The following is a 22,924-nucleotide window of genomic DNA, read 5'->3' on the forward strand; positions in this document are numbered from 1 at the left end:
ATGAATTTATCGCGGAGTGCTCAGCTGGGTGTCTACGGTGGCATCCTCATTGCTCTGGGCTCCTACGGTTCCGGTGCGAATCGCTACCGTGGCGGCCTTGTCCACGCTCTGGGACTCGACTGGATCACCTACGGTCACGGTCAGATTTTCTGTGAGATTGTGATTTGGGTAGGTATCGCCCTGCTGCTTATCTCGTGGCTGCGCATCGGGCGGGAACTGCTGTTCTCGAAGGGGACCATCCGGGACATTGTGGCCGGTTCTGCCCATGATGGCGACGCAGCAGACGCTGCGGTTCCAGCGAACGCTGGCGGCGATGAGTCCACGTTGCGTCGGTTCAATTCAATCCTGATGGCCTGGGCAATTCCCCTCGCGCTGGCCGCACCGCTGTTCTCTCGCGATGTCTATTCGTATCTCATGCAGGGCGCGATGGTCCGCGATGGGTTTGATCCCTACACTGAGGGAGCTGCAGCCAATCCAGGGCCGATGCTGCTGGAGGTATCCGCAGATTGGCGGAATACCACCACCCCGTATGGCCCGCTGCATCTGGGAATTGGCGAGGTCATCACGCGGATTGTCGGCGACAACATCACCGTCGGCGTGATTCTCTACCGCATTGTGTGTCTGCTGGGCTTCGCCGCCATTGTCTGGTCGATCCCGCGAATCGCCCGGGAGCTTGGAGCAAATCCGGCTTTCGCACAGTGGCTCGGTGTGCTCAATCCACTGGTGCTACTGCATCTGATTGCGGGTATGCACAACGAGGCACTGATGGTCGGATTGGTCAGCCTGGCACTAGTCGCCGCACTGCACATGGAGCGCATGCGGGGTGGCCTGGTCGCTGCTGTCCTCATCGGAATTGGCGTCGCGCTGAAAGCCACCGCTGTCCTGGCGCTGCCCTTCGTCGTGTGGATTGTGTTGACCAGGCGCGAGCCCATCGCCACGGTTCAAGAGATGCTGCGCAAGATTCCGGCGATTGCCGGTGTGGGCATCGTGTTGGTCGCAGTTTGCGTCGGCACGCTTGCAGTGGTGACGTGGCTGACCGGCTCGAGCTGGGGCTGGATTTCCGAGATCAGTGGCAATACCAAGGTGATTAACCCCCTGGCAGCACCGTCAGCGGTCGCTGGTGTGATCTCGGGCGTCACGGCGTGGTTCAACGACGACATCGGTTTCAATGTCATCGTCAGCCACACACGCGTGGTCTCCTCCATCATCATGCTGGTGGGACTCGTGATCTCCTGGTTCTACTTCCGAGCCACCCCTCGTAACAATGTCGCTGGCATGATTGCCGCCTACGTGGTGGCCTGCGTATTTAATGCCGTGGCACTTCCCTGGTACTACGCCAGCTTATTGACTCCCATGGGAACGATTCGCCCGCCACGATGGGTGGTTCAAGGCACCGTGTTGTTCACATTCATCCTGTCGCTGTCCTTCGCCGGCGGCGGCAATCACCGCTTCTACGACGTGCCCTGGATGGTTATCATTACCGTTCTCGGCTGGCTGGCCGTCGGCTGGCTGACCACTGGAAAATTCAGCTGGAAGTACCCGTGGCGTGACGATAAAACCGCCGCAGACACGGATTCCACGGTGGCGCCCCTGTCGCGGTCGACCGAGGTCGCATAGTTGTCCATGCCCACCCCACAGCCTCTCTCGACCATCGCGCTGCCACAATCCTACGAGCTCTGCCGCGATATTATGGCCTCCCACGGTCGCACGTATTCCCTGGCCACGCGACTATTGGCACCCCGCCAACAGCGTGCGGTGTGGTCTCTCTACGCCTGGGCACGCATCGTCGATGACTACGTCGACTGCCCCGCCGACGCCGACCGCTCCCCCACGCACATCGAAGCCACGGTCACACGTTTAAGCGAGCTTTTCCACTCAGCTGTCGTCATCGGTTCGCTTGACGACGTCCACCGCGACCGCGACCGTGCCGTCATCTCGGCGGCCGCACAGACTTTTCGCGACTACGACATCGATCCACAGCTCTCTGCGGACTTTGTTCACTCCATGTTGATGGACGTGCCCGACACATCGTGCCACATTGCGCATTTTGAAACATGGGAGCAACTCGACTCGTATATGTGGGGCTCCGCAGCAGTCATCGGCCTTGAGATGATGCCCATCCTAGGCACCCGCACAGGGGTCTCCCGTGAGGAAGCCACTCCCTACGCAGAGCTCCTGGGAAAAGCCTTTCAGGTGACAAATTTCCTCCGCGACATCGCCGAGGATTTTCGCCGTGGCCGTATTTACCTACCACTGAATGAGTGGGAGGCCTTCGGAGTGGGTACCGAGGAGATCGGCTACTGTGCCGCCACGGGACAGACGACCCCGGCGGTACGTCAGGCATTGGCCTTCTTCATCGCTCGCAACCGCGCCCTCTATGCCGAAGCCAGCAGCGGCGTGGACATGTTAGAGGTGCCAGGGCGTCAGGCTATCCGTGCCGCGGAGATTCTCTACTCAGACATTCTCGGCGAAATTGAGCGCATGAACTACAACGTCTTTGCGCAACGCGCTCAAGTGGGACGCGCTCGAAAAGCAAAAATCGCCCTCCCGCTGCTTTTCACAGCAGTGGCCGGGCGATTACGACAGGAGCTATCGCGGGCGTAGGACGGCGGGCGTAGGACGCCGTCCGGGTCTTTACAACGCCATAGCCTGTGCGCGACGCATTACTTCGCGTGCAAGGTGACCGTGCAGGGCGTCCACCGGACGTCCAGGCAGAGATTCATCTTCGGTGAATAGCCACTCCAGCGTTTCTTCTCGCGTGTAGCCGCCGTCGGCAAGCAATGCGAGTGCGCCAGGTACAAAACGCGCGACCTCATCATCTTCAAAGAAGAGGGCGGGAATTTGTGCAATGCCGTCGCGGTGGACTGCAATAAGGCGACCCTCCTGCAGCAACGCGTGAATTCGGGTGACGGTGACGCCAATGAGGTCAGCGGCATCGGGCAGCGCAAGAGTGGGTTCGTCGGCGCTCAGGACATCGTGGCAAGTTGGAATCTTTCTCACACTGGTCACTTTAGCGCGTTGGCCTTGCAGTAGGTACGTCCCCATATACTTATTAGAAGCAACTGATTGGAACAGGGAAGGCTGGTTTATGTCGCAGCTTGTCGAGGGGCAGATTCTCGATGGTCGCTACCGCATCGGAGCCACCATCGCACACGGTGGCATGAGCACCGTGTACTGCGCCACCGATTTGCGGCTCGATCGCAGGGTGGCCGCAAAGGTCATGGATCCGCGTTTTGTCGACGACGAGTCTTTCCGCATCCGCTTCGAACGTGAGGCCCGCGCGGTCGCGCACCTCAATGACGAGTCGCTCGTCAACGTCTACGACCAGGGCACGGACCCGGCGGGGCATGTTTTCCTCATTATGGAATTCGTCGACGGTGGGACCCTCCGCGAACTGCTCCGTCAGCGCGGTCCGATGCCTCCGCATGCAGCTGCCGTCGTAATGCGCTCGGTTCTGCGCGCCCTATCGGTGGCGCATTCCCGCGGCATGGTGCACCGCGATATCAAGCCGGAAAATGTGCTGATTGCCTCGGACGGGCGAGTGAAGCTGGCGGACTTCGGTCTAGTGCGCGCGGCCGCTGATGCCAAGGTGACCTCTAACTCGGTCATCGTCGGCACCGTCGCTTATCTGGCTCCGGAGCAGGTCACGGGTGAATCCATCTCCCCTGCCTCCGATGTGTATGCGGCGGGTATTTTGCTCTTTGAGCTGCTTACCGGCACCACTCCATTCATCGCCGATTCTTCGCTGGGCGTTGCCATGAAGCGATTGAACGAAGATGTCCCGCCCCCCTCGGAGCTCATCGACGGCGTTCCCGAGGAGTTCGACGAGTTGGTCGCCCGCGCTTGTTCCCGCAGGCCGGAGGATCGGTTTGAAACGGCCGAGGAATTCGGTGACGCACTCGAAGACATTGCGGACAAACTCGCGCTGCCACCATTCCGCGTGCCGTCGCCCGTCAATTCAGCAGCCGCCAACGCTGCCGCCATGGAGGGGCTCACAGAGGACTTCCACCGACCAGGCAACGACCATTTCGATGACAGACACGGCACCTCAGAGACGGCACCCGAGCGCTTCGGTCACGACGGCTATGGCTTCTCGACGGACGCACCCGGTAGCCCCGTTTCTTCCCGACCACCGGGACCACCAAACGTTTTCGATGATTTCGACGACCCGGATGCGGGGCGGACACGCACTTTCGATCGCTATGACGAGTACAACCCCACCGGCTGGGAATCCCCGGAGCCGTCTGGTGGAGCTCTCGTACCAGCCGACGTTCCAGGCGCTCCGGAATATCCGCTGCCGCCGGACACTCGGGGTCCACAGCACCCACAGCATCCGCAGCCGCGATCTGCTCAGACTCAGACGCCTAAGAGCCGTCGAGCTACCCGACAGCGGACGCGCCGTGGATGTGCATTGTGGCTGATTATCGCCCTGGTTGCCACGTTGGGCATGGGGCTTGGCGCGTGGTGGCTGGGCTCTGGCCGTTATGGCGAAGTGCCCTCTATCACTGGGCTGTCGCAACCACAGGCGATGACCGCAATCAGTGAGGCGGGCTTTGAACCGGTGGTTGATGAGCGCTACGACAACGATGTCGCAGTGTCCCAGATTATTGGCTCGGACCCCCTGGCTGGAGCGCGGGTTGTCCGCGGTGATGATGTTCGCGTACTGGTCAGTCTCGGCCGCCCGACTGTGCCCGCATATCCCGCGAACCACTCAAAGGAAGTGTTCAGCGCTGCCCTAGCTAAGCGGACGTTGAAAGAAGAGGTCGGAGACCCCGTCTTTTCCGATGATGTCTCCACCGGCGGCTTGGTCTTTGCGGTTCCTGCTCCAGGACAGACCGTCGAGGTTGGCTCAGTTGTGACTGTGCATTACTCCAAGGGGCCAGCACCGGTGAAGGTGCCAAAGATCGTGGGGCTTCAAGAGGATGAAGCTCGTGAGCTGTTGAGCAAGGCCGGGCTGGAGGTCCGAGAAGTATCGGCGGAGTTCTCCTCCTCTGCTGAGCCGGAAGAGGTTCTTTCCGTGTCTCCTGAGGAAGGCACTGGCCTCGAACGCGGTAGTTCTGTGACGTTGACCATTAACAACGGCATCGAAGTGCCCAATGTAGTGGGCAAGTCGGAGGATACTGCTCGCCAAATTCTGCAGCGCGAGGGCATTGAGGTAAGCGAAGTAAAGGACGCGTCCTCCTCCTCGCGCGACTACGGCCGTGTCGACGCAGTCTCACCGAGTGCGGGTCGTCTGGTTAACCCCAATGATGCGACTGTCACGCTGACCGTATCCAGAGCAGTGAAGGTTCCGCAGCTGCTGGGTAAAACTGTTGCACAGGCACGTCGTGAAGCGGAGAAACAGCATCTTCAGCTCGACATCGACGGCTCTGCGAACGAGGACGATCGCATCGTATTGCAGTCACCCCGACCGGGCGCTAAGGCCACGGCGGGTGACAGCATTTCGGTCAGCACTCTGTAAAAAGTGCGGCGCGCTAATGAGTGCGGCGGTGCACTAGCTGGGCTAGTTGTACCTAGCTGAGCTGGATGCAACTAGTTGCGCAGCATCTCGGCAACCAGGAAGGCCAGCTCCAGCGACTGCTGAGTGTTCAAACGCGGGTCACAAGCGGATGCGTAACGGCCTGGCAGGTCGACATCGGAAATGTCCTGCGCGCCACCGAGGCACTCAGTGACATCTTCGCCGGTCAGCTCCACGTGGATACCGCCCGGGTGCGAACCGATCGAGCGGTGCACCTCGAAGAAGCCCTGAACCTCGTCGACAATGCGGTCGAAATGGCGGGTCTTGTAACCATTGGAGGCCGAGTAAGTGTTGCCGTGCATCGGGTCGCACTGCCAAATGACCTTGTGACCAGAAGCTTCCACAGCCTCAACGATGGGAGGCAGCACGGAGCGAACCTTGTCATTGCCCAGACGCGAAGTCAGGGTCAGGCGACCAGGCTGGAAGAACGGGTCGAGCTTGTCGGCGTAAGCGACAGCCTCCTCCGGCGTGGTGGTCGGGCCAATCTTCACACCGACGGGGTTGCCAATCATGGCAGCCAGGTTGATGTGGAAATCCTCAATGCCACGGGTGCGCTCACCAATCCACAGCTGATGCGCGGAGAGGTTGAACAGCTCCTGGCTGCCATCGTTTTCAGAAAGGCGCAGCATAGCGCGCTCGTAGTCAACAACCAGCGCCTCATGCGAGCAGTAAATCTGCGCGGTCTGCAGGTTCGAGTCCGCAACACCACAGGCAGCCATGAACTGCAGTGCGTGGTCAATCTCGCGTGCCAGGTCCTCGTAGCGGGCGCCAGCCGGCGAGTTGCTGACGAACTCACGGTTCCACTCGTGCAGACGGTGCAGGTCAGCGGTGCCCGAACCTGTCAGTGCACGTACCAGGTTCATCGCCGCGGAGGCATTGGCGTAGGCACGCACCATTCGAGCTGGGTCGTGAACTCGAGCTTCTTCGGTCGGCTCAACGCCGTTGACCATGTCACCGCGGTAGCTGAGCAAACCGTCGCCGTCGATGTCCTTCGAGCGCGGCTTGGCGTACTGACCAGCGATACGAGCCATCTTTACGACCGGGGTGGATGCGCCGTAGGTCAGCACAACGGCCATCTGCAGCAAGGTCTTCACATTGGCGCGGATGTGCGGCTCAGTATTGGACTCAAAGGTCTCCGCACAATCACCGCCCTGCAACAGGAAGGCCTTACCATTAGCGACGTCGGCAAGCTCCTGACGAAGCTTACGAACCTCAGGCGCGACCACAATTGGCGGCACCGATTCGAGAATGCGACGCACGTTTGCAGCGGCGCGGGCATCCCAGCTTGGCTGCTGTAGGGCTTGGCGGGATACGACATCAGCAAAGCGCTCAGCCATGTCGCCGGGAAGCGGAGGCAGATCGGGCAGGTCATCTACAGGGAGATCAATAGTCCAACTCACAGAAGTTCATTGTAGTGCCCCTGCTAGAAGGGTGTTAGTCAGGTCACCAAATATTCGAATTCCGCTGCTTAATCGAGCGGCAATTTCTGTGCAATCTTTTGAAACTTCAGCAGATTGTGCTGGGCATCTGCCAGCGCGTCGTGCTTACCTGCAGTCTGTTTTGGCAACCGTGGCTTACCCGCCATCTCCCAGTACTGCTTGAGTTCACGGGTATAGCGCGGCATAAACTGCGGCAACTTGGTCATATCGCCCCAAAGCTGCACCAACGCAATGTGGTCGTAGGCACCTACCCAGGCCCACAGCTCTGGGCTGCCCGTACCGGGTTCGGTGAAAAATGCCAGCAGTTCCTCGCGGATCGTGTCCCGGTTCTTCCACAGCGGAGATGAGGGGTTGGGCAGCTGATTGAGCACATTGGTCCGAACCCACGGCCCGGCCTTGCTCTCATTGAACTCGGTAGACACCGCGTAGTACTCGCGGCCATCCTCAGCTACGACACCGATGGAGACAAGATCAATAGTCTTGCCGTCTTCAATAAACTCGGTGTCATAAAAATAACGCACGGTGTGGAATCCTCTCCAGCCTCGGCCTCGCGTCGGCTACCTCGCGACCAAAAGACCGTGGAGCCCTACCGAGCAAATCTTACCCATGCACCGAATCGCCATAGGAAGTGTGCAGCCCCACTGTCGCGAAAACTATCTGCGCCTAATTATTCTAGCGAGCGCGTCGAAACCAGCGACGAGGGGTCGGCTTCGGCCCCGGAGCCGGAGTGGTCAGCTCTCCACCCGGCTCGGTTCCCGCTGGATAGCCGGTGCCGGCCTCCAAGGACTTCTTCACCTCAGTCGCGTAAGCATCGACATATTCCTGGCCCGAAAGCTTCTGAATTTCCTTAATCAGGTCATCCGTCAGTGCCCTGGCCGCTTCATACTCATCGCTGTACTTGGCTTTGTACTCCGACGGATCAATCGGATCGCCGATAATCGTTCCGACCTTCACCGGACGAGGAATCCACGAACCAATCGGGTTGGCCTTCTCCGTATCAATCATCGCCATTGGGAACACCGGCACACCGGACTCCAGCGCTACACGTGCCGCACCGGTTTTACCGCGGTACAGTCGACCATCCGGACTACGGGTGCCTTCCAAGGAAATGCCCAGCAGGTCACCGCGTGACAGCACCTTCAAGCCGGCGTTCAGCGCATCGCGAGCTGCATCACCAGAGGTACGGTCAATCGGCACCTGCCCCACCGAGGAGAAGAAGAACTTCTGGATACCGCCGACAAAGCCCGGCGTGGTGAAGTACTCCGCCTTCGCCAGGAACGTCAGCTGACGACGGCAGACCAGTGGGAAGAAAAAGTGATCCATCACAGCAAGGTGGTTCGACGCCATCAGCGCTGGACCTTCCTGAGGAATCTTCTCACCACCGATGTAGTACGGGCGATTATAGATCCGCAGCCAAGGGCCAATGAGGATGTACTTAAAGAACTTGTACCAGCGATTATTCACAGTTTAAAACTATACAGGTTCAGGTGGTCCGACGATCCATCTCCGCAGCCATTCCCCCACCTTTTCGCGGGCGAATTCCCCTGCAATCCCCCAATTGACGCTTTACGACGATGCCGCGCCCTCGGCAGCCACAACGCTGCGCGCAATATCCGCCGCACCGATCAACCCAGCATCCGCACCTAGTTCAGCGACCCGCACATCCGCTACCGGACGATAGCCAGCGCCGGTGAGATTGCGGGCAAACTCGGCCTTGGCCTTGTCCAGGTATAGATCAGACGCCGAGGCAACACCGCCACCGATAACAATCAATTCCGGATCAAAGACATCGCCCACCATCGACAGGCCACGCCCCAGCCAGGTAGCAAAGTCATCAATCGCAGCTAGAGCCAATTCATCCCCCTGGCGAGCAGCCGAGACGACATCGGTACCAGTTACCGAGCCGGCCACGAGTCCGTCGGTAAGCCGCGAGAAGTAGCGACCGGATTCAGAGAGTTCCTGAGCGGTGGTAACCAACGCCGTACCCGAGCAGTAACGCTCCAAGCAACCACGCTTTCCGCAGGAGCAAGGTCGACCATCCGGCACAACGGTGAGGTGGCCGAATTCCGGCGCCGTGCCGTACGCGCCACGGTAAATCTCACCACCCTGCATCATCGCGCCGCCGATTCCCGTACCCAGCGCAAACAGCACCCAATTATCCGCACCGCGAGCCGCACCAAAGCGATACTCACCCCAGGCGGCCGAGTTGGCATCGTGCTCAAGCTGCAGCGGACATGGGAGAAGCAAGGATAAACGCTTGACGACGTTCGCATCGCGCCACGGCAGATGCGGGGCAAAACGAACCGTCTGGCGGTCAGAATCCAAAAAACCAGCTACAGCTAAACCGATGGCGCTGACATCTGGAAAGCGTTCAACCAAGCGCTCGGATGTCTGGACAATGCCACGTTCAATGGCATCCACACTGCCGTCAGAACTAGTCTGAACTCGATACAGCACCTGCCCATCAGCGCTGACCACTGCAGCGCGCAGGTTTGTTCCACCAATATCAAAACCGATAGCCGGGCGATCAGCGGCGTCGGACTCGTCTGAGCTCGGATGAATCGGAATATCGGTGGACATAATAGTTGATTATAAAGGGATTGCGCAGGTTCGGAGAATTCGGCGAGCCCGAGCAGCCATGACCTCCCAGGTCCACGACTGCACAACATGCTCCCGACCACAGGCTCCCATCGCCGCCGCGCGCTCCGGATTATCCAAAATCTCAACCAGCCCGGTGGCGACGCTGCGCTTCGAGGCCCCGTCGACAACGATGCCAGTTTCGCCATCGATAACTGTCTCCGGGGCGCCACCAGACTTGCCAGCTATGACAGGGACACCGCAGGCCTGTGCTTCCAAGTAGACAATGCCGAGGCCTTCTACATCGAGGCCACGTCCGCGGGTTCGGGCGGGCATGGCAAAAATGCTGGCCGCATTGTAATAGGCGGGGAGGTCATCATAAGAGACCTTGCCGGCAAAAATGACCTGCTCGGAGACCCCGAGCTTTACTGCCAGCTTTTTCAATTCTCGGTTCAACGGACCAACACCCACGATCAGCAACCTGGCATCCGGGTGCTGCTCAAGAACCTTAGGCATGCTGCGAATCAGCATATCTTGGCCTTTTCGGCGCACTAGCCGAGAAATACAGACGATAAGCGGCTGAGACTCACCGATTCCGTGGTGCTGCCGGATCTTCTGTCCCGCCTCGGGGTCCGGAGAAAATCGCTCGATATCGACACCGGAAGGCAGGCGTTCAAATGCTGTTTGCGGACCAAAGGCTGCCGCAAATCGACCACGGGTGTAGCGGGAAATATAGGTCACAACATCGGAGCTCTTACCAATGCGCCTCAGCATCTGGCGGGCCAATGGCAGCATCGACCAGCCCACTTCATGTCCGTGAGTGGTAGCAACGATGCGGGTGGCACCTGCGCGACGGCATGCGTCGGCAAGCAAACCAAGTGGCGCGGCGGCACCAAACCATACGGTGTCAATGCGTTCGGTGCGAATAATCTGAGCGGCGCGACGAGCTACGTGCGGCAGTGGCAGCAGCACGGAATCACGCATGCGGTAAACACGGTACGGTAGCGACTCGTCGTAGGCGCGGAGCTTTTCCTTCGGAGCTCGCGAGGACGCGAGGACTACGAGGTTCTCCGGATCCAAACGAGCACAGAAATCACGCAGGTAGGACTCGATTCCACCATCGCGAGGCGGGAAGTCATTCGTAATGAGCAGTACGCGCGCAGACATGGAGCCGAGTTTATCTACCTTGACTAAAAGGACGCGAGGTCACCTGCCGCTAGTTAGAAGCGGACAGCGCCTTGGTACGGGCCCCCCTGGTCGATGGAAACGACCTGGACTGGAATACCGTAGTCGGAAGCATGGACAATCTGACCATTGCCGATGTACATGCCCACGTGCGTGATTCCCGGGTAGTAACCGATGATGTCGCCCGGCTGCAGCTGGTCGCGGCTCACCGGAGTACCACCGGCGAGCTGCGCCTGCGAGGTCCGCGGGATGGACTTACCAATCTGCTGGTACGCCCAGTACATCAGACCCGAGCAATCGAACTCAGAGGGACCAGCAGCTCCCCACGAGTACGGGGAGCCCAGCTTCGACAGAGCGGCATCAACTGCGGCGGAAGATCCGAGCAGTTTGTCCAACCCTTCGGTAATTGGGTTGTTCTTGGAAATCCAAATTTCCCGCTGTTCGGGGCTCAGCGATTCAACCATGGACTTGACATGCTCGGCGCGCTCATCAAATTCGGCGCTGCGCTTGTCCAAATCATCGCGGCGCTTGGCCAGGTCATCGAGCTGCTTGCGGATATCGTCCTGCAGACGCAGCGCATTGGCCTTACCATCCTCGGCATCCTTGCGGGCTTGCACCGCACGGCTGACAACTTCATCGTTGTCGCGGAACATCTTGTTGATGTAACCGGCACGGTCGATAGCGTCCTGAGCACTGGCAGATCCCAGGGCGGCCGACAATGGGTCGACGATTTCACCACGCATCCGCTTCTTCGCGAAGTAAGAAATCTCACCAGAGAGCGCCTTGAGGTCATCCTGTGCTCGGAGAACCTGATCCTCAGAGTGCTTCAGCTCCCCCTCGGCGTGCCGGAGTTCCTCTTCCTTGGCCTGAACCTGGGAATCCAGCTCGGTAACTTCCTCAGAAACCGCTTCGGTATCCCGAGAAATCTTCTCCAGCTCTGCAATAATGCCGTCTGCAGTAGCCAGATCCGGGGCTGGCTGTTCATCCTGTGCAGAGGCAATCGGCGCCAAACCTACGGCGCCAAAGGTTAGCCCAGTCACGACCGTAAGCCCTACTACACCGCGACGAGAGTTGTGGCGACGACGAGAGACACGGTGACGCGACAAATCCAAACCCTTTTCAAGTTGTGTATTCAAATTTCTTCCCCGAAAAACAAAACATCAAACCACTTGACGCATTCGAGCAAATTGTAGCAGCCTTGCCGCGGAACAACACACCGACAAACCGCCAGCGCAAAGGGGTATCCAAAGGGAGTAACCAGGATAGCCCTTCGACTCCACGCATTGCGTAACCGCAGTAGAAAAACAAAAAATGAGGCGAGCGCCCCTATAGTGCTTTACGACGCGCATAGCGTCAGCACCCGGGCGCTCGCCTCAGTGCCCCCTCGGTAAAAAGAGAGCCAAGGCTCTGCGGGGTATCAAGGCCCCGCAGGTTGTCATCCGTTCAAACAGATTAGAAGCGGACGAAGTTGTGAACCGGCATGTAGTTCATCGGAGCTTCCTTGACGACATCGCCGGACTGCGGAGCGTGAATCACGTTGCCGTTGCCGGAGAAGATGCCGACGTGGGTAGCGCCAGAGTAGAAGGAAACGATGTCACCCAGTGCCGGGCTGGAGACCGCGGTACCCTGGGAAGCCTGCGCCTGGGAGGTACGCGGGATCGACTTACCGACCTGCTGGTATGCCCAGGAGGTCAGACCGGAGCAGTCGAAAGAGTTCGGACCGGTAGCGCCCCACACATACGGGGAACCGATCTTGGAACGTGCAGCGGAGACGATAGCCGAACCAGTGGACGGTGCTGCAACGTTTGCAACGCTGCCGGAGGTAACCTCACCTGCGATGTCGTTGAACTTGCCAACAACATCCTGCATACCTGCAACCTGCGGGGTATCGAAGCCGTTCAGTGCGCCCTGGATGTCGTTCAGCGGGTTAGCGTTAGCGGTCGGAACTGCGAGAGCGGTAACGCCGGCGACAGTTGCGCCAAATGCGACTGCGTTGCGTGCAAAGTTAGAACGGCGGTGGTGCTTGCCCATTGTTTTGAAACTCCAAAATCTTCCTGTTTAGCCGACCGGGTTAGCTGACGGGTTCGGAAGAATGGAAGACTTCCTACCCTCCGGGATTTCCCTTTGGGATTCACCCCATGGTTCGAGGTGGGTCCCCGGCTCGAATCCCCTGAGGCTCTCACTACTTAGACCCTCAGGACCTTCGATAAGGCTCTGTGTTTTCTTATCAATGACCGGCACCAACTCAGTGGCCCCGTTTCAATGTCTCGATAAGGTTACGAAATGGCATCAAGTTTTGTCTAGCCGTTTGCCCAGAAAACCGCTCGAGGCCCGGTTGTTACCATCGATAGAACTAAACCGTTACCAAGCTGTTACAACTAGACACTCCCCCTATAGCGGAATAATAACAGTTTGATAAACGTGTCACTACCTGGCATTTTGAAGTCCGCCGAGAACTTTACACTTAATGCCTTAAAGTCGACACATTTTTATCGCGGGCTCAAAACGTGTTTTATGTCACACTCCAGCTTGCAACAGCTCAATTTGCTCAAGTTTCACAGTTTTAACACCACTAGGAGCGCTCAGCATAGGATTATTGACGTGGATTCAGGACAACAGCACTTCCCTCTCGAAGGCACCGTCGATGATTCTCTTTTCAACACCACCTTTGTCGTCGTAGACCTGGAAACGACCGGATTGAAGGCCAAAAACGACCACATCATTGAAATTGGGGCCATCAAAACCCGTGGCGGTAAGACAATTGGCACCTTTTCCAGCTTCATCGACCCCGGTATGGAGATCCCTGACCACATCACATCTCTGACCGGCATCACTACCGCCGATGTTGAAACCGCCCCACAGCTCGGCACAGTTATTACTCAGTTCCTCGAATTTGCCCGGGGAAGCGTCTGGGTTGCGCATAATGCCAAGTTCGATATTGGATTCCTCCGCCAGGCTTGCACAGATTTGGGCCTAGATTGGCCGAGCCCCAGTGTCGTAGACACCCTCACGTTGGCGCGTCGCGTCCTCGACCGCTCACAAGTTGGCAGTTTCAAGCTCTCACAGCTCGCACGGTACGTCGGTTCTCCGAATCGCCCCACCCACCGGGCGCTTGACGACGCAATCGCAACCGTCGACGTCCTTCACTACCTCGTGGAGAGACTAGCTGGCGATGAAGTACAAACAGCGTCCGAGCTAGTGCACTACTCGCCCACCGTCGCTCCAGAGGTTCGTGCTAAACGGCACCTTGCCGATGGAGCTCCGCACACCCCTGGTGTCTATGTTTTTCGGTCAAGAAATGACGACCCCTTATATATAGGTACAGCTCTCGATTTGCGACGTAGACTTCTGCAGTATTTCAACGGTACTGATTCTCGTCGCAAGATTACGGAAATGGTCTCTCTAGCCGAACGCGTCGAGATCATCGAGTGCCCGCACGGCTTCGCTGCAGAAATTCGCGAGGCTCGTCTGATCTCTGCACTCCGTCCGCCCTACAACCGACAACGCACCGAACCAACCCGCGGCTGGTACATCGTCCCCACTAGCCCCGGTCGGCCTGCCAAGATTAGCCGGGCAGTCACCGACGCCCGCAGCCTAGGTCCTTTCCGCACGCGCGACACCGCTACTGCCATCCGCGACAGGTTCTCCGCGCTTAACGACGACTTTGCGATAACAACCGCTCAGATCTCCACCACCGGCGCAGACGAGATCGCAGACATGATTGCAGAGATATCAGCACTTGCCGAAGCACACCGCTTCCAACGCGCGGCAGTGCAACGTGACCGCGCCGCGGAGTTCATTATCAGCTTGGACAAGCAGCAGCGCCTGAGCATGCTTGCAGCCATCCCATCTCTGCAAGCCGCTTTCCCCGATGGCAATGGCGGCTGGCATCTAGCGGAAATTCGCTACGGCAGGTTGGCCGGCGCCAGCACCGCACCACGTGGCGCGGAAATGAACTACATCATCGAGCTCATGGAGAGTTCAGCCCAAACAGTCACTCCAGATGATTCCTTATATAAAGGAGCATCGATTGATGAACTCAGTATTATCTGGAAATGGCTGCAGCGCCCGGAGGTACGAATAAAGCCCACCGGAGGCGAGTATTCCTACCCTAGGTTAGGCGCAGGAAAATACCTTCAGTGGGCAATTGACGCGCAGCAAGCACGTCGTGAAGCGCGACGCGAACCTTAACCCTTCATCGCCGCGGTAAGGATGTCCAGGCACAGCCCCGACTGGAGCGTTTCCTTGACCTCTTCAATGGAGTCGGCCATAGCTTCCTTTAGTGGACGGCCACTCAGACCACGCGAAATGGCGATCGCGGCAGCGGAGTTAAGGATGACTGCATCGCGAATCGGACCTTCGAGTTCGCCAGCCCAAATGCGACGTGCAACATCAGCGTTGTAAGCGGGGTCACCGCCACGCAGCGCGTCAATTTCGGAGTACTCCATGCCATAGTCATGTGGATCGATGACATCTTCGGCAACTTCTCCGTTTTCCACAATAAAGACCTTGGTGGGACCAGTAACGGTAATCTCGTCGAGACCATCGCTTCCGCGAACCACCAAAGCGCGCTGACCACGGCGGGCGAAGGTGTCCGCCATCGTCTCCATCTGATCTTCGAAGGCACAGCCAATCAAGCTCGCCTGCGGGCGTGCTGGATTCGTCAGCGGCCCCAACAGGTTGAAGACTGTCGGAACCGCTAGCTCCTTACGCACCGGTCCAGCGAAGCGCATGGCCGGATGAAAGCGAGCGGCAAAGAGGAAGCGCACGTAGAAATCCGGATGTTCCGGAGAAGTAACGAGACCGTTCTCAATGTCGATGCCAAAGGCCTCCAGCATGTCAGCTCCGCCCGACTTCGAAGAAGCCGCGCGGTTACCGTGCTTGAGCACCGGCACACCACTGGCAGCGATAACAATCATGGACATCGTGGAGATGTTGACGGTATTTGCGCCATCACCACCGGTGCCGACGATATCGACTGCTCCACGCTCAATAACACCGGCGAGCTGTGGATCATGAACTGGGCGGGCAAATGAAAGCATGCCTTCAGCCGCAGCATCGAGCTCGGCAGCCGTAATCCCCTTGGCGAGGAGACCGAAAGCAAACGTTGCGGTCTGCACGTCTCCGGAAGCACCAGACATGATCTGATCCATGGCGAATCGAATGCCCTCACCGGAAACTTCGCGGCCAGCGCCAATCGTGGAGAGAACATGGCGCCAGTTCTCGACCGCCCTCTTATCGCCGATCTCGCTCATCGCCACTCCCTTCCACTAGATAGTCAAGTCTGTACCCGTACAGTATTAATACAACTGCACCTAGGTACTACTGGTTATCCGGTCCACCAGGTGCACCACATCACAGGGCTTTTGAAAAATCCCACCGTGATGTACGTAATAAGACAAGATACCTCCCCCATATATCCAGCGCATCACCAGGTCCACCTTTTGCGTTCGCCGAAAATCTCACCCCCATTGGGGCAACTGGAAAAATACGATATTAAATAGAGCCGAACCTGCGATAAACTAACCGACAGCTGATGCCGCAGTATCGCAAACCCAGGTTCACCGGAAGTGAACCTGGCAGTCCAGGGGGGATGGACACCGCGCACCTCGGCACAACAAAGCCCTCGAATTCACCCGCGTCGGATAAGGACACTGGAAAGTTCCCAACAGGGGGAAAAATTAGTGAAATTCTCAGAAACCTTTTCTCGCGACCTGGGATTTTAGGAATTTTTATACAAAAACGGGGGTTGCAACGTGACTACTCCTTAAGAACAGTACATACTGTTAGTTGTGACGAGCGCAGTTGAAAATCAAGGTATGACAGCACCACGTCGTGCTGCGACACTGAACCGACCGAATATGGTCAGTGTCGGCACGATTGTGTTCCTGTCTCAGGAATTAATGTTCTTCGCCGGTCTGTTCGCGATGTACTTCGTGTCACGCGCGAACGGCCAGGGCGATTCGTGGGATTGGGGTACCGGCCACCTCAATGTCCCGTACGCACTATTGATCACCGTGATCCTAGTGTCGTCTTCGTTCACTGCCCAGTGGGGCGTGTTCGCGGCCGAGCGTGGCGACGTTTTCGCACTCCGTAAGTGGTACGCACTGTCTACCGCCCTGGGTGCAATCTTCCTCGTCGGCCAGGCTTACGAGTACTTCACCCTGGTTAGCCACGGTCTGACCATTCAGAACTCCATTTACGGTTCGGTCTTCTTCATCACCACCGGATTCCACGCAGCCCACGTCCTCGCGGGTGTGCTGGCTTTCGTTGTGGTGCTTATCCGTACCTCCAAGGCGAAGTTCACCCCGGCACAGGCCACTGCTGCCATCGTGGTCTCGTACTACTGGCACTTCGTCGACGTCGTGTGGATTGGCCTGTTCATCACCATCTACTTCATCCAGTAGGCCGTATTGGCCGTCCTTTGTTTAGTACGGCCTACAGCCCATCCACTTTCCACGAACAGTCTTAAAGGGAAAAAGATGGAAAACACTACCTCCGAAACCAAGGACACCACGTCCTTGGCTGCGGCCCCGAAGTCAAAGGGCCGCCGCAAGATGCGCCGTACTGCCTCCGGCATTATGGCTATGGCTCTCGCCCTCACCGGCGCGGGCTTCCTCGCTAATGCTCTGACCCCTGATGCACAGACGGCTACTGCTCAGCAGGATGAAGCCGCAATGATTCAGCAGGGCAAGGAGCTTTACGACGTTGCTTGTATTACTTGTCACGGCGCCAACCTTCAGGGCGTTAAGGACCGCGGCAAGTCGCTGATTGGCGTCGGCGAAGGCTCGGTTTACTTCCAGGTTCACTCCGGTCGTATGCCGATGCTCCGCAACGAGGCTCAGGCAGCACGTAAGACCCCGCGTTACTCCGAAGAGCAGACGCTGGCTATCGCAGCCTACGTCCAGGCTAATGGTGGCGGCGCCGGCATCGTCCGCGACGAGGACGGCTCCATCGCTATGGAGTCGCTGCGCGGTAAGAACGCCGGCCCGAACGGTGAGCTTGACAAGGCTGACGTTGCTCGCGGTTCCGAGCTGTTCCGCCTGAACTGTGCATCCTGCCACAACTTCACCGGTCGTGGCGGCGCACTGTCCAGCGGTAAGTACGCACCGGTCCTGGATCCTGCAAATGAGCAGGAAATCTACCAGGCAATGCTGACCGGCCCGCAGAATATGCCGAAGTTCTCTGACCGCCAGCTGTCTGCTGACGAGAAGAAGGACATCATCGCCTACATCAAGAACGCCAAGGAAACTCCGACCCCGGGTGGTTGGGGCATTGGTGGCATCGGCCCAGTTGCTGAGGGCCTTGTCATGTGGATTGTAGGCATTGTCGCTCTCGTAGCGGCCGCTCTTTGGATTGGATCCCGCCGATGAGTAATAACGAAAACAAGAAGTACAGCTCCGAAGAGCTGTCGAAGATGAGCAATGCGGATCTCGCTCGTCTGGGTGCTGAACTCGATGACGTGACCATTGCTTACCGCAAGGAACGCTTCCCGATTGCCAACGACCCGGCTGAAAAGCGCGCGGCTCGTGGTGTCACCATCTGGCTGGCACTGTCGGTCATTCTTGGCCTGGCATTCATCGCCATCTACCTGTTCTACCCGTGGCACTACAAGGGTCACGGCGAAGAGGGTCTGTGGTTGTACACCATGTACACCCCGCTGCTGGGTATCACCATCGGTGGCTGCATCGTCACCCTGGGTATTGGTGCAGTTAAGTTCACCAAGCGCTTCATTCCGGAAGAAATTTCGGTTCAGCGCCGCCACGATGGTCCGTCCGAAGAGGTCGACCAGAAGACCATCGTTGCCCTGCTGAACGATTCTTGGCAGACCTCCACCCTGGGTCGTCGCTCCGCTATCAAGGGCCTCCTTGGTACCGGCGCCGTCCTGGCTGGTATCGGCATGATCCTTCCGCTTGGCGGCATGATTAAGAACCCGTGGAAGCCACGCCACGACGTTGACGTCACTGGTGACGGCACCCTGTGGACCACCGGCTGGACTCTCGTCGAGAAGGGCCACAAGGTTTACCTGGGTCGCGACACCGGCGCTATCGCTGAAGAGGGCGTACACGGCTACACCACTAAGGGCGTTTCCCGCCTGGTTCGCCTCCGCCCAGAGGACCTGTCCGCAGGTTCCATGGAGACCGTCTTCCCTCTTCCGGAGGAGGACGTCAACGACGGCGACAAGTACTCCAAGGATGCTGATGTCTACGAGGCACACATGCACTCGATTCACGGCTCCCGCAACTCGGTCATGCTGATCCGTCTGCGTTCCCAGGACGCTGAAAAGGCAATCCTGCGCAAGGGTCAGGAAGACTTCCACTACGGCGACTACTTCGCCTACTCGAAGATTTGTACACACATCGGTTGCCCGACTTCTCTGTACGAACAGCAGACGAACCGTATTCTCTGCCCATGCCACCAGTCGCAGTTCGATGCACTGCACTACGGCAAGCCAGTCTTCGGTCCAGCTGCTCGCGCTCTTCCAGAGCTGCCGATCAGCGTTGACGAAGAAGGCTACATGTACGCAGAGGGCAACTTCATTGAGCCCGTCGGTCCGGCATTCTGGGAGCGTCAGTCATGAGTAATCCAACGAAACTAGCAACCGCTGCTAAGAATATGGATGACCGCTACACCCTGTCTGGCGGCATGCGTAAGCAGCTCAATAAGGTATTCCCTACCCACTGGTCCTTCCTGCTGGGCGAGATTGCACTCTACTCCTTCGTAGTCCTGCTTTTCTCGGGTGTTTACCTGACTCTGTTCTTCGACCCGTCGATGTCGAAGGTCATTTACGACGGTGCCTACGCGCCGCTCAACGGTGTCGAGATGTCTCGCGCCTACGAGACCGCCCTGCAGATCTCCTTCGAGGTTCGCGGTGGCCTGTTCATTCGCCAGATTCACCACTGGGGTGCTCTGCTGTTCGCCGTGTCCATCATGGCGCACATGTTCCGCATCTTCTTCACCGGCGCATTCCGCAAGCCGCGTGAGGCTAACTGGGTCATCGGTTCCATCCTCCTGCTGCTGTCCGTGGCAGAGGGCTTCATGGGTTACTCCCTGCCGGACGACCTGCTATCCGGTGTTGGTCTGCGTATTATGTCCGCAATCATCATCGGTCTGCCGATTATCGGCACCTGGCTGCACTGGATGATGTTCAACGGCGACTTCCCGGGTGACATGATTATCCCGCGCCTGTACATTGCACACGTGCTGATTCTCCCGGCCCTGCTGCTGGGTCTGATTGCCGCTCACCTGGCTCTGGTCTGGTACCAGAAGCACACCCAGTTCCCTGGCGCAGGTCGTACCGAGAACAACGTCGTCGGCGTTCGTATTCTCCCGATCTTCGCAGTCAAGTCCGTTTCCTTCGGCCTGATTACGTTCGGCTTCCTGGCGCTATTCGCTGGTATCTTCCAGATCAACGCAATTTGGAACCTTGGCCCGTACAACCCGGCGCAGGTTTCCGCTGGTTCCCAGCCGGATATCTACATGCTGTGGACTGACGGTGCTGCCCGTGTCATGCCGCCGTGGGAGCTCTACTTGGGCTCTTACACGATCCCGGCAGTCTTCTGGGTCGCCCTGCTCTGTGGTGTTCTGGTTGTCCTGCTCTTCGCTTACCCGTTCATCGAGGCGAAGATCACCGGCGACAACGCCCACCACAACCTGCTGCAGCGTCCGCGCGACGTGCCGGTTCGCTCCGGCCTGGGTGCCATGGCTTTGGTCTTCTACACCCTGCTGACTCTGTCCGGTGGTAACGACCTGATCGCATACCACTTCCAGATCTCGCTGAACGTGATGACCTGGGTTGGCCGTATCGGTCTGATTATCCTGCCTCCGATCGCTTACTTCGTCACTTACCGAATCTGCATCGGCCTGCAGCGCTCTGACCGCGCTGTCCTGGAGCACGGCATCGAGACGGGCATCATCAACCAGCTGCCTGATGGTTCCTTCATCGAGGTCCATCAGCCACTGGGTCCGGTCGACGAGCACGGCCACGCCGTTCCGCTCGAGTACCAGGGTGCTTACGTCCCGAAGACCATGAACGAACTGGGTGCCGCTGGTAGCCCGGGTCGCGGTAGCTTCTTCAGCCCGGACTCCCCGGAGATCGCCGAAGAGGCAGCTCGTATCGAGCACGAGAACCACGAGCAGCAGGCTCAGATGTTCCGTGACCTCGAAGCTCAGAACGCTGAAGAGCGTCGCCAGCTCGAGCAGTAAAATTCCGCGGTAGGTTTTCTACTGCGCTCAAATAAGACCACCCCGGTCCGCATCCACTTCGGATGTCGACCGGGGTGGTTTTTGTTACCCAGATTCTTCCGATTTCGCCTTGACCCCACATATGTCGGATACCAAATCTGCTGTTTACCAGTACTAAAATGGACATATGTCTACCAGTCCCTCCCCCACCACCGATCTTTCGAGCAACGCCACACAGCTTGTCGCCAACGGTGTCAACTTCGACTACGAGGCCACGCCTGTTTTGCGCGATGTCTCGCTCACGCTTTCCGACGGCGATGTCCTCGGTCTGGTTGGAGACAACGGAGCCGGCAAGTCCACTCTTCTTTGGCTGCTGTCGGGTCGTCGTCGGCCCACGAGCGGTACGGTGACTCATATTGGCACGCGTGTACTCGGCTCTCAGGAACTGGAAGCTCCTTTCGACTCCACGGTGCAAATGCTTATCGATGAAGCCCTCGGCCCCTCGAAACGTCGTTTAGCGGAGTTAGAAGAGGCAGCTGAGGCGATGGCCTTAGCAGAGACCCCAGATGAGTCTAAGGCGGCAGAGAAGGCGTATTCGAAGGCCTTCTCGGACGTCATGGCTCACGATGACTGGAACGCCGAACATAATGCGGAGATTGTGCTCGACCATCTCGGCCTGACCGGTTCTGCTCCGGACGGCGCTCCCCTGACAGAGCAACTAACCACGGAGATTTCCGGCGGGCAGCGGGCGCGGTTGGGGCTCGCGATTACGCTCATTCGAAAGCCAGAGATTCTGCTTCTCGACGAGCCCACCAACCATCTCGATGAACGCGGTCGCCAGCTCGTGATTGACACCATCCAGAACCACCCTGGAGTGGTTGTGGTGGCAACACATGACCGCGACTTCCTGGATGCCGTTTGTACTGTAATTGGAGACTTGGTGCCGGGGCGCCCTGGTATTGGGCTGTTCCGTGGTAATTACTCCGACTACGCGAAGCACCGTCGCCACCAGCGTGAGCTATGGGAGCACCAGTGGCGCTCGGAGGAGCATGAACGCAATCGGTTGGAAGACACCATCGAGAATGGCGCTCGTGAGATCTCACCGGGTCGGGAAATGACGGACAATAACAAGATGGCTTATGACCGCCGTGGCGGTCGTGTAGAGCGGCAAATCGCCCGCCGCGTGCGTTCGGCTAAGCAGCGGCTGGAGGAACTCATTGAGGAAGGTGTGGAGCGTCCACCGGCACTACTGGGCTTTGATGCCCCGTTGACCGCACCCCTACCGACCAAGCGCGCTGCTTCGGGCAGCGATGAAGATTTTCACATCAAGATGCGCGGTGTGGTCGTCCCAGATCGAATTCGGGTTGGTTCACTGACTATTCGTCCCGGCGACAAGGTCGTGATCACCGGCCCTAATGGGGCCGGCAAATCTACTTTGTTTAAGACGATCATGGGGCAAGTTGAGACGCAGGCTGGCGAGGTGCGTATCGGCGAGAACTGTCGAGTAGCCATGCTGGCTCAGGAACAAGACTGGGAAAACCCAAAGAAGTCCGCCCGTGAGTTGTACGACCTTGCGCCCAATGCCCGCGTGCCTCTCGACGACTTTGGATTGCTTAGCCCTGAGGATGCCAATCGACCGGTAGGAAGCCTCTCCATCGGCCAGCAGCGCCGGGTGGCGTTAGCGTTGGTCGTAGCCAATCCGCCGGAGATCTTGCTGCTCGATGAGCCTACGAACCATCTGAGTGTGGATCTAATCGAGCAGGTCCAAGACGCGATCGCATCTGCAGAGGGCACAATTATTGTGATTACCCACGATCACCGCATGATCAACTCGCTCGAAGCGCGTCATCTGCAGGTGACTGACGGTGAGGTCATCGAACTACCTAAGGGGCAGAAACCCGTCGAATTCGCTTGATGCGGAATCATATATTGACTACAGATCCTAACCGACGAGGTAACACCAGTTAGGAATCCCCTCCCACTCGCCCAAACAAAAAAGTCTCTCCCACTAACGCCCTTG

Annotated in this window: 18 protein-coding genes and 1 riboswitch; of the genes, 9 read left to right on the plus strand and 9 right to left on the minus strand. The window is 58.2% G+C overall.

Annotated features, from left to right (window positions below):
- Both HMPREF2751_RS05190 and HMPREF2751_RS05195 read left to right on the plus strand, forming a co-directional pair.
- Positions 1-1,617, plus strand: coding sequence for an alpha-(1->6)-mannopyranosyltransferase A (locus tag HMPREF2751_RS05190; protein ID WP_049190488.1), 1,617 nt, complete (start codon positions 1-3; stop codon positions 1,615-1,617).
- A 6-nt stretch (positions 1,618-1,623) separates the two neighbouring features.
- The gene (locus HMPREF2751_RS05195; protein ID WP_049170403.1) at positions 1,624-2,604 is read left to right on the plus strand and encodes a phytoene/squalene synthase family protein; all 981 of its coding nucleotides are present in this window, start codon (positions 1,624-1,626) and stop codon (positions 2,602-2,604) included.
- A gap of 30 nt (positions 2,605-2,634) precedes the next feature.
- Here the strand turns inward: HMPREF2751_RS05195 and HMPREF2751_RS05200 are convergent, their stop codons facing one another.
- The gene (locus HMPREF2751_RS05200; RefSeq protein WP_070595616.1) at positions 2,635-3,009 is read right to left on the minus strand and encodes an Rv2175c family DNA-binding protein; all 375 of its coding nucleotides are present in this window, start codon (positions 3,007-3,009) and stop codon (positions 2,635-2,637) included.
- Between the two features lie 79 nt (positions 3,010-3,088).
- Here HMPREF2751_RS05200 and HMPREF2751_RS05205 point away from each other — a divergent pair, with 79 nt between their 5' ends.
- Complete coding sequence (locus tag HMPREF2751_RS05205; protein ID WP_070595618.1) at positions 3,089-5,461, plus strand: Stk1 family PASTA domain-containing Ser/Thr kinase; 2,373 nt, start codon at positions 3,089-3,091, stop codon at positions 5,459-5,461.
- 71 nt (positions 5,462-5,532) lie between these two features.
- On the opposite strand, the gene HMPREF2751_RS05210 is transcribed toward HMPREF2751_RS05205, so the two are convergent.
- From HMPREF2751_RS05210 to HMPREF2751_RS05240, 7 genes are all read right to left on the minus strand, one after another.
- Entirely contained in the window at positions 5,533-6,918 is a 1,386-nt protein-coding gene (locus tag HMPREF2751_RS05210; protein WP_049170253.1) for a class II 3-deoxy-7-phosphoheptulonate synthase, read from the minus strand.
- Positions 6,919-6,986: 68 nt separating this feature from the next.
- Positions 6,987-7,478, minus strand: a complete 492-nt coding sequence (locus HMPREF2751_RS05215; RefSeq protein ID WP_048731205.1) for a polyadenylate-specific 3'-exoribonuclease AS — start codon at positions 7,476-7,478, stop codon at positions 6,987-6,989.
- 151 nt (positions 7,479-7,629) lie between these two features.
- On the minus strand, positions 7,630-8,421 hold the full coding sequence (locus tag HMPREF2751_RS05220; RefSeq protein WP_070595620.1) for a lysophospholipid acyltransferase family protein: 792 nt from the start codon (positions 8,419-8,421) through the stop codon (positions 7,630-7,632).
- A 102-nt stretch (positions 8,422-8,523) separates the two neighbouring features.
- A complete protein-coding gene (locus tag HMPREF2751_RS05225; protein WP_070595622.1) occupies positions 8,524-9,537 on the minus strand; it encodes an ROK family glucokinase in 1,014 nt (337 codons plus the stop codon).
- Between the two features lie 9 nt (positions 9,538-9,546).
- Positions 9,547-10,701 (minus strand): glycosyltransferase family 4 protein, encoded by a 1,155-nt coding sequence (locus HMPREF2751_RS05230; protein WP_049192937.1) that lies wholly within the window; start codon positions 10,699-10,701, stop codon positions 9,547-9,549.
- Positions 10,702-10,754: 53 nt separating this feature from the next.
- Positions 10,755-11,825, minus strand: a complete 1,071-nt coding sequence (locus HMPREF2751_RS05235) for an NlpC/P60 family protein (protein ID WP_350309571.1) — start codon at positions 11,823-11,825, stop codon at positions 10,755-10,757.
- 346 nt (positions 11,826-12,171) lie between these two features.
- A complete protein-coding gene (locus HMPREF2751_RS05240) occupies positions 12,172-12,750 on the minus strand; it encodes a C40 family peptidase (protein WP_048731217.1) in 579 nt (192 codons plus the stop codon).
- A gap of 14 nt (positions 12,751-12,764) precedes the next feature.
- Positions 12,765-12,907: riboswitch (cyclic di-AMP (ydaO/yuaA leader) on the minus strand.
- A gap of 413 nt (positions 12,908-13,320) precedes the next feature.
- Between HMPREF2751_RS05240 and HMPREF2751_RS05245 the strand changes: the two genes are divergently transcribed.
- Positions 13,321-14,910, plus strand: a complete 1,590-nt coding sequence (locus HMPREF2751_RS05245) for a DEDD exonuclease domain-containing protein (protein WP_049170245.1) — start codon at positions 13,321-13,323, stop codon at positions 14,908-14,910.
- On the opposite strand, the gene trpD is transcribed toward HMPREF2751_RS05245, so the two are convergent.
- On the minus strand, positions 14,907-15,974 hold the full coding sequence (gene trpD / locus HMPREF2751_RS05250) for an anthranilate phosphoribosyltransferase (RefSeq protein ID WP_049170243.1): 1,068 nt from the start codon (positions 15,972-15,974) through the stop codon (positions 14,907-14,909). The two genes, HMPREF2751_RS05245 and trpD, sit on opposite strands and share 4 nt — an antisense overlap.
- 537 nt (positions 15,975-16,511) lie before the next feature.
- Here trpD and HMPREF2751_RS05255 point away from each other — a divergent pair.
- The 5 genes from HMPREF2751_RS05255 (at position 16,512) to HMPREF2751_RS05275 (ending at position 22,819) form a co-directional block, all read left to right on the plus strand.
- Positions 16,512-17,126: an aa3-type cytochrome oxidase subunit III gene (locus HMPREF2751_RS05255; RefSeq protein WP_088611596.1), complete on the plus strand. Its 615-nt coding sequence runs from the start codon at positions 16,512-16,514 to the stop codon at positions 17,124-17,126.
- Positions 17,127-17,201: 75 nt separating this feature from the next.
- Positions 17,202-18,092: a cytochrome bc1 complex diheme cytochrome c subunit gene (locus HMPREF2751_RS05260; protein WP_016423027.1), complete on the plus strand. Its 891-nt coding sequence runs from the start codon at positions 17,202-17,204 to the stop codon at positions 18,090-18,092.
- On the plus strand, positions 18,089-19,300 hold the full coding sequence (locus HMPREF2751_RS05265) for a cytochrome bc1 complex Rieske iron-sulfur subunit (RefSeq protein WP_049170241.1): 1,212 nt from the start codon (positions 18,089-18,091) through the stop codon (positions 19,298-19,300). Before HMPREF2751_RS05260 ends, HMPREF2751_RS05265 begins: the two co-directional genes overlap by 4 nt.
- The gene (locus HMPREF2751_RS05270; protein ID WP_016423029.1) at positions 19,297-20,925 is read left to right on the plus strand and encodes a cytochrome bc1 complex cytochrome b subunit; all 1,629 of its coding nucleotides are present in this window, start codon (positions 19,297-19,299) and stop codon (positions 20,923-20,925) included. The genes HMPREF2751_RS05265 and HMPREF2751_RS05270 overlap by 4 nt, the downstream gene beginning before the upstream one ends.
- A gap of 166 nt (positions 20,926-21,091) precedes the next feature.
- The gene (locus tag HMPREF2751_RS05275) at positions 21,092-22,819 is read left to right on the plus strand and encodes an ABC-F family ATP-binding cassette domain-containing protein (RefSeq protein WP_049192933.1); all 1,728 of its coding nucleotides are present in this window, start codon (positions 21,092-21,094) and stop codon (positions 22,817-22,819) included.
- Positions 22,820-22,924 lie beyond the last annotated feature (105 nt).

Origin of the sequence: Corynebacterium sp. HMSC063G05 (assembly GCF_001810555.1) — a bacterium.
In the GTDB taxonomy this organism is placed as follows: domain Bacteria; phylum Actinomycetota; class Actinomycetes; order Mycobacteriales; family Mycobacteriaceae; genus Corynebacterium; species Corynebacterium jeikeium_D.

Bases quoted from the DNA above. Each gene is read 5' to 3' on its own strand.
- HMPREF2751_RS05190 (WP_049190488.1), top strand. From the start codon at position 1: ATGAATTTATCGCGGAGTGCTCAGCTGGGTGTCTACGGTGGCATCCTC.
- HMPREF2751_RS05195 (WP_049170403.1), top strand. From the start codon at position 1,624: ATGCCCACCCCACAGCCTCTCTCGACCATCGCGCTGCCACAATCCTAC.
- HMPREF2751_RS05205 (WP_070595618.1), top strand. From the start codon at position 3,089: ATGTCGCAGCTTGTCGAGGGGCAGATTCTCGATGGTCGCTACCGCATC.
- HMPREF2751_RS05225 (WP_070595622.1), bottom strand. From the start codon at position 9,537: ATGTCCACCGATATTCCGATTCATCCGAGCTCAGACGAGTCCGACGCC.
- HMPREF2751_RS05230 (WP_049192937.1), bottom strand. From the start codon at position 10,701: ATGTCTGCGCGCGTACTGCTCATTACGAATGACTTCCCGCCTCGCGAT.
- HMPREF2751_RS05240 (WP_048731217.1), bottom strand. From the start codon at position 12,750: ATGGGCAAGCACCACCGCCGTTCTAACTTTGCACGCAACGCAGTCGCA.
- trpD (WP_049170243.1), bottom strand. From the start codon at position 15,974: ATGAGCGAGATCGGCGATAAGAGGGCGGTCGAGAACTGGCGCCATGTT.
- HMPREF2751_RS05260 (WP_016423027.1), top strand. From the start codon at position 17,202: ATGGAAAACACTACCTCCGAAACCAAGGACACCACGTCCTTGGCTGCG.
- HMPREF2751_RS05265 (WP_049170241.1), top strand. From the start codon at position 18,089: ATGAGTAATAACGAAAACAAGAAGTACAGCTCCGAAGAGCTGTCGAAG.
- HMPREF2751_RS05270 (WP_016423029.1), top strand. From the start codon at position 19,297: ATGAGTAATCCAACGAAACTAGCAACCGCTGCTAAGAATATGGATGAC.
- HMPREF2751_RS05275 (WP_049192933.1), top strand. From the start codon at position 21,092: ATGTCTACCAGTCCCTCCCCCACCACCGATCTTTCGAGCAACGCCACA.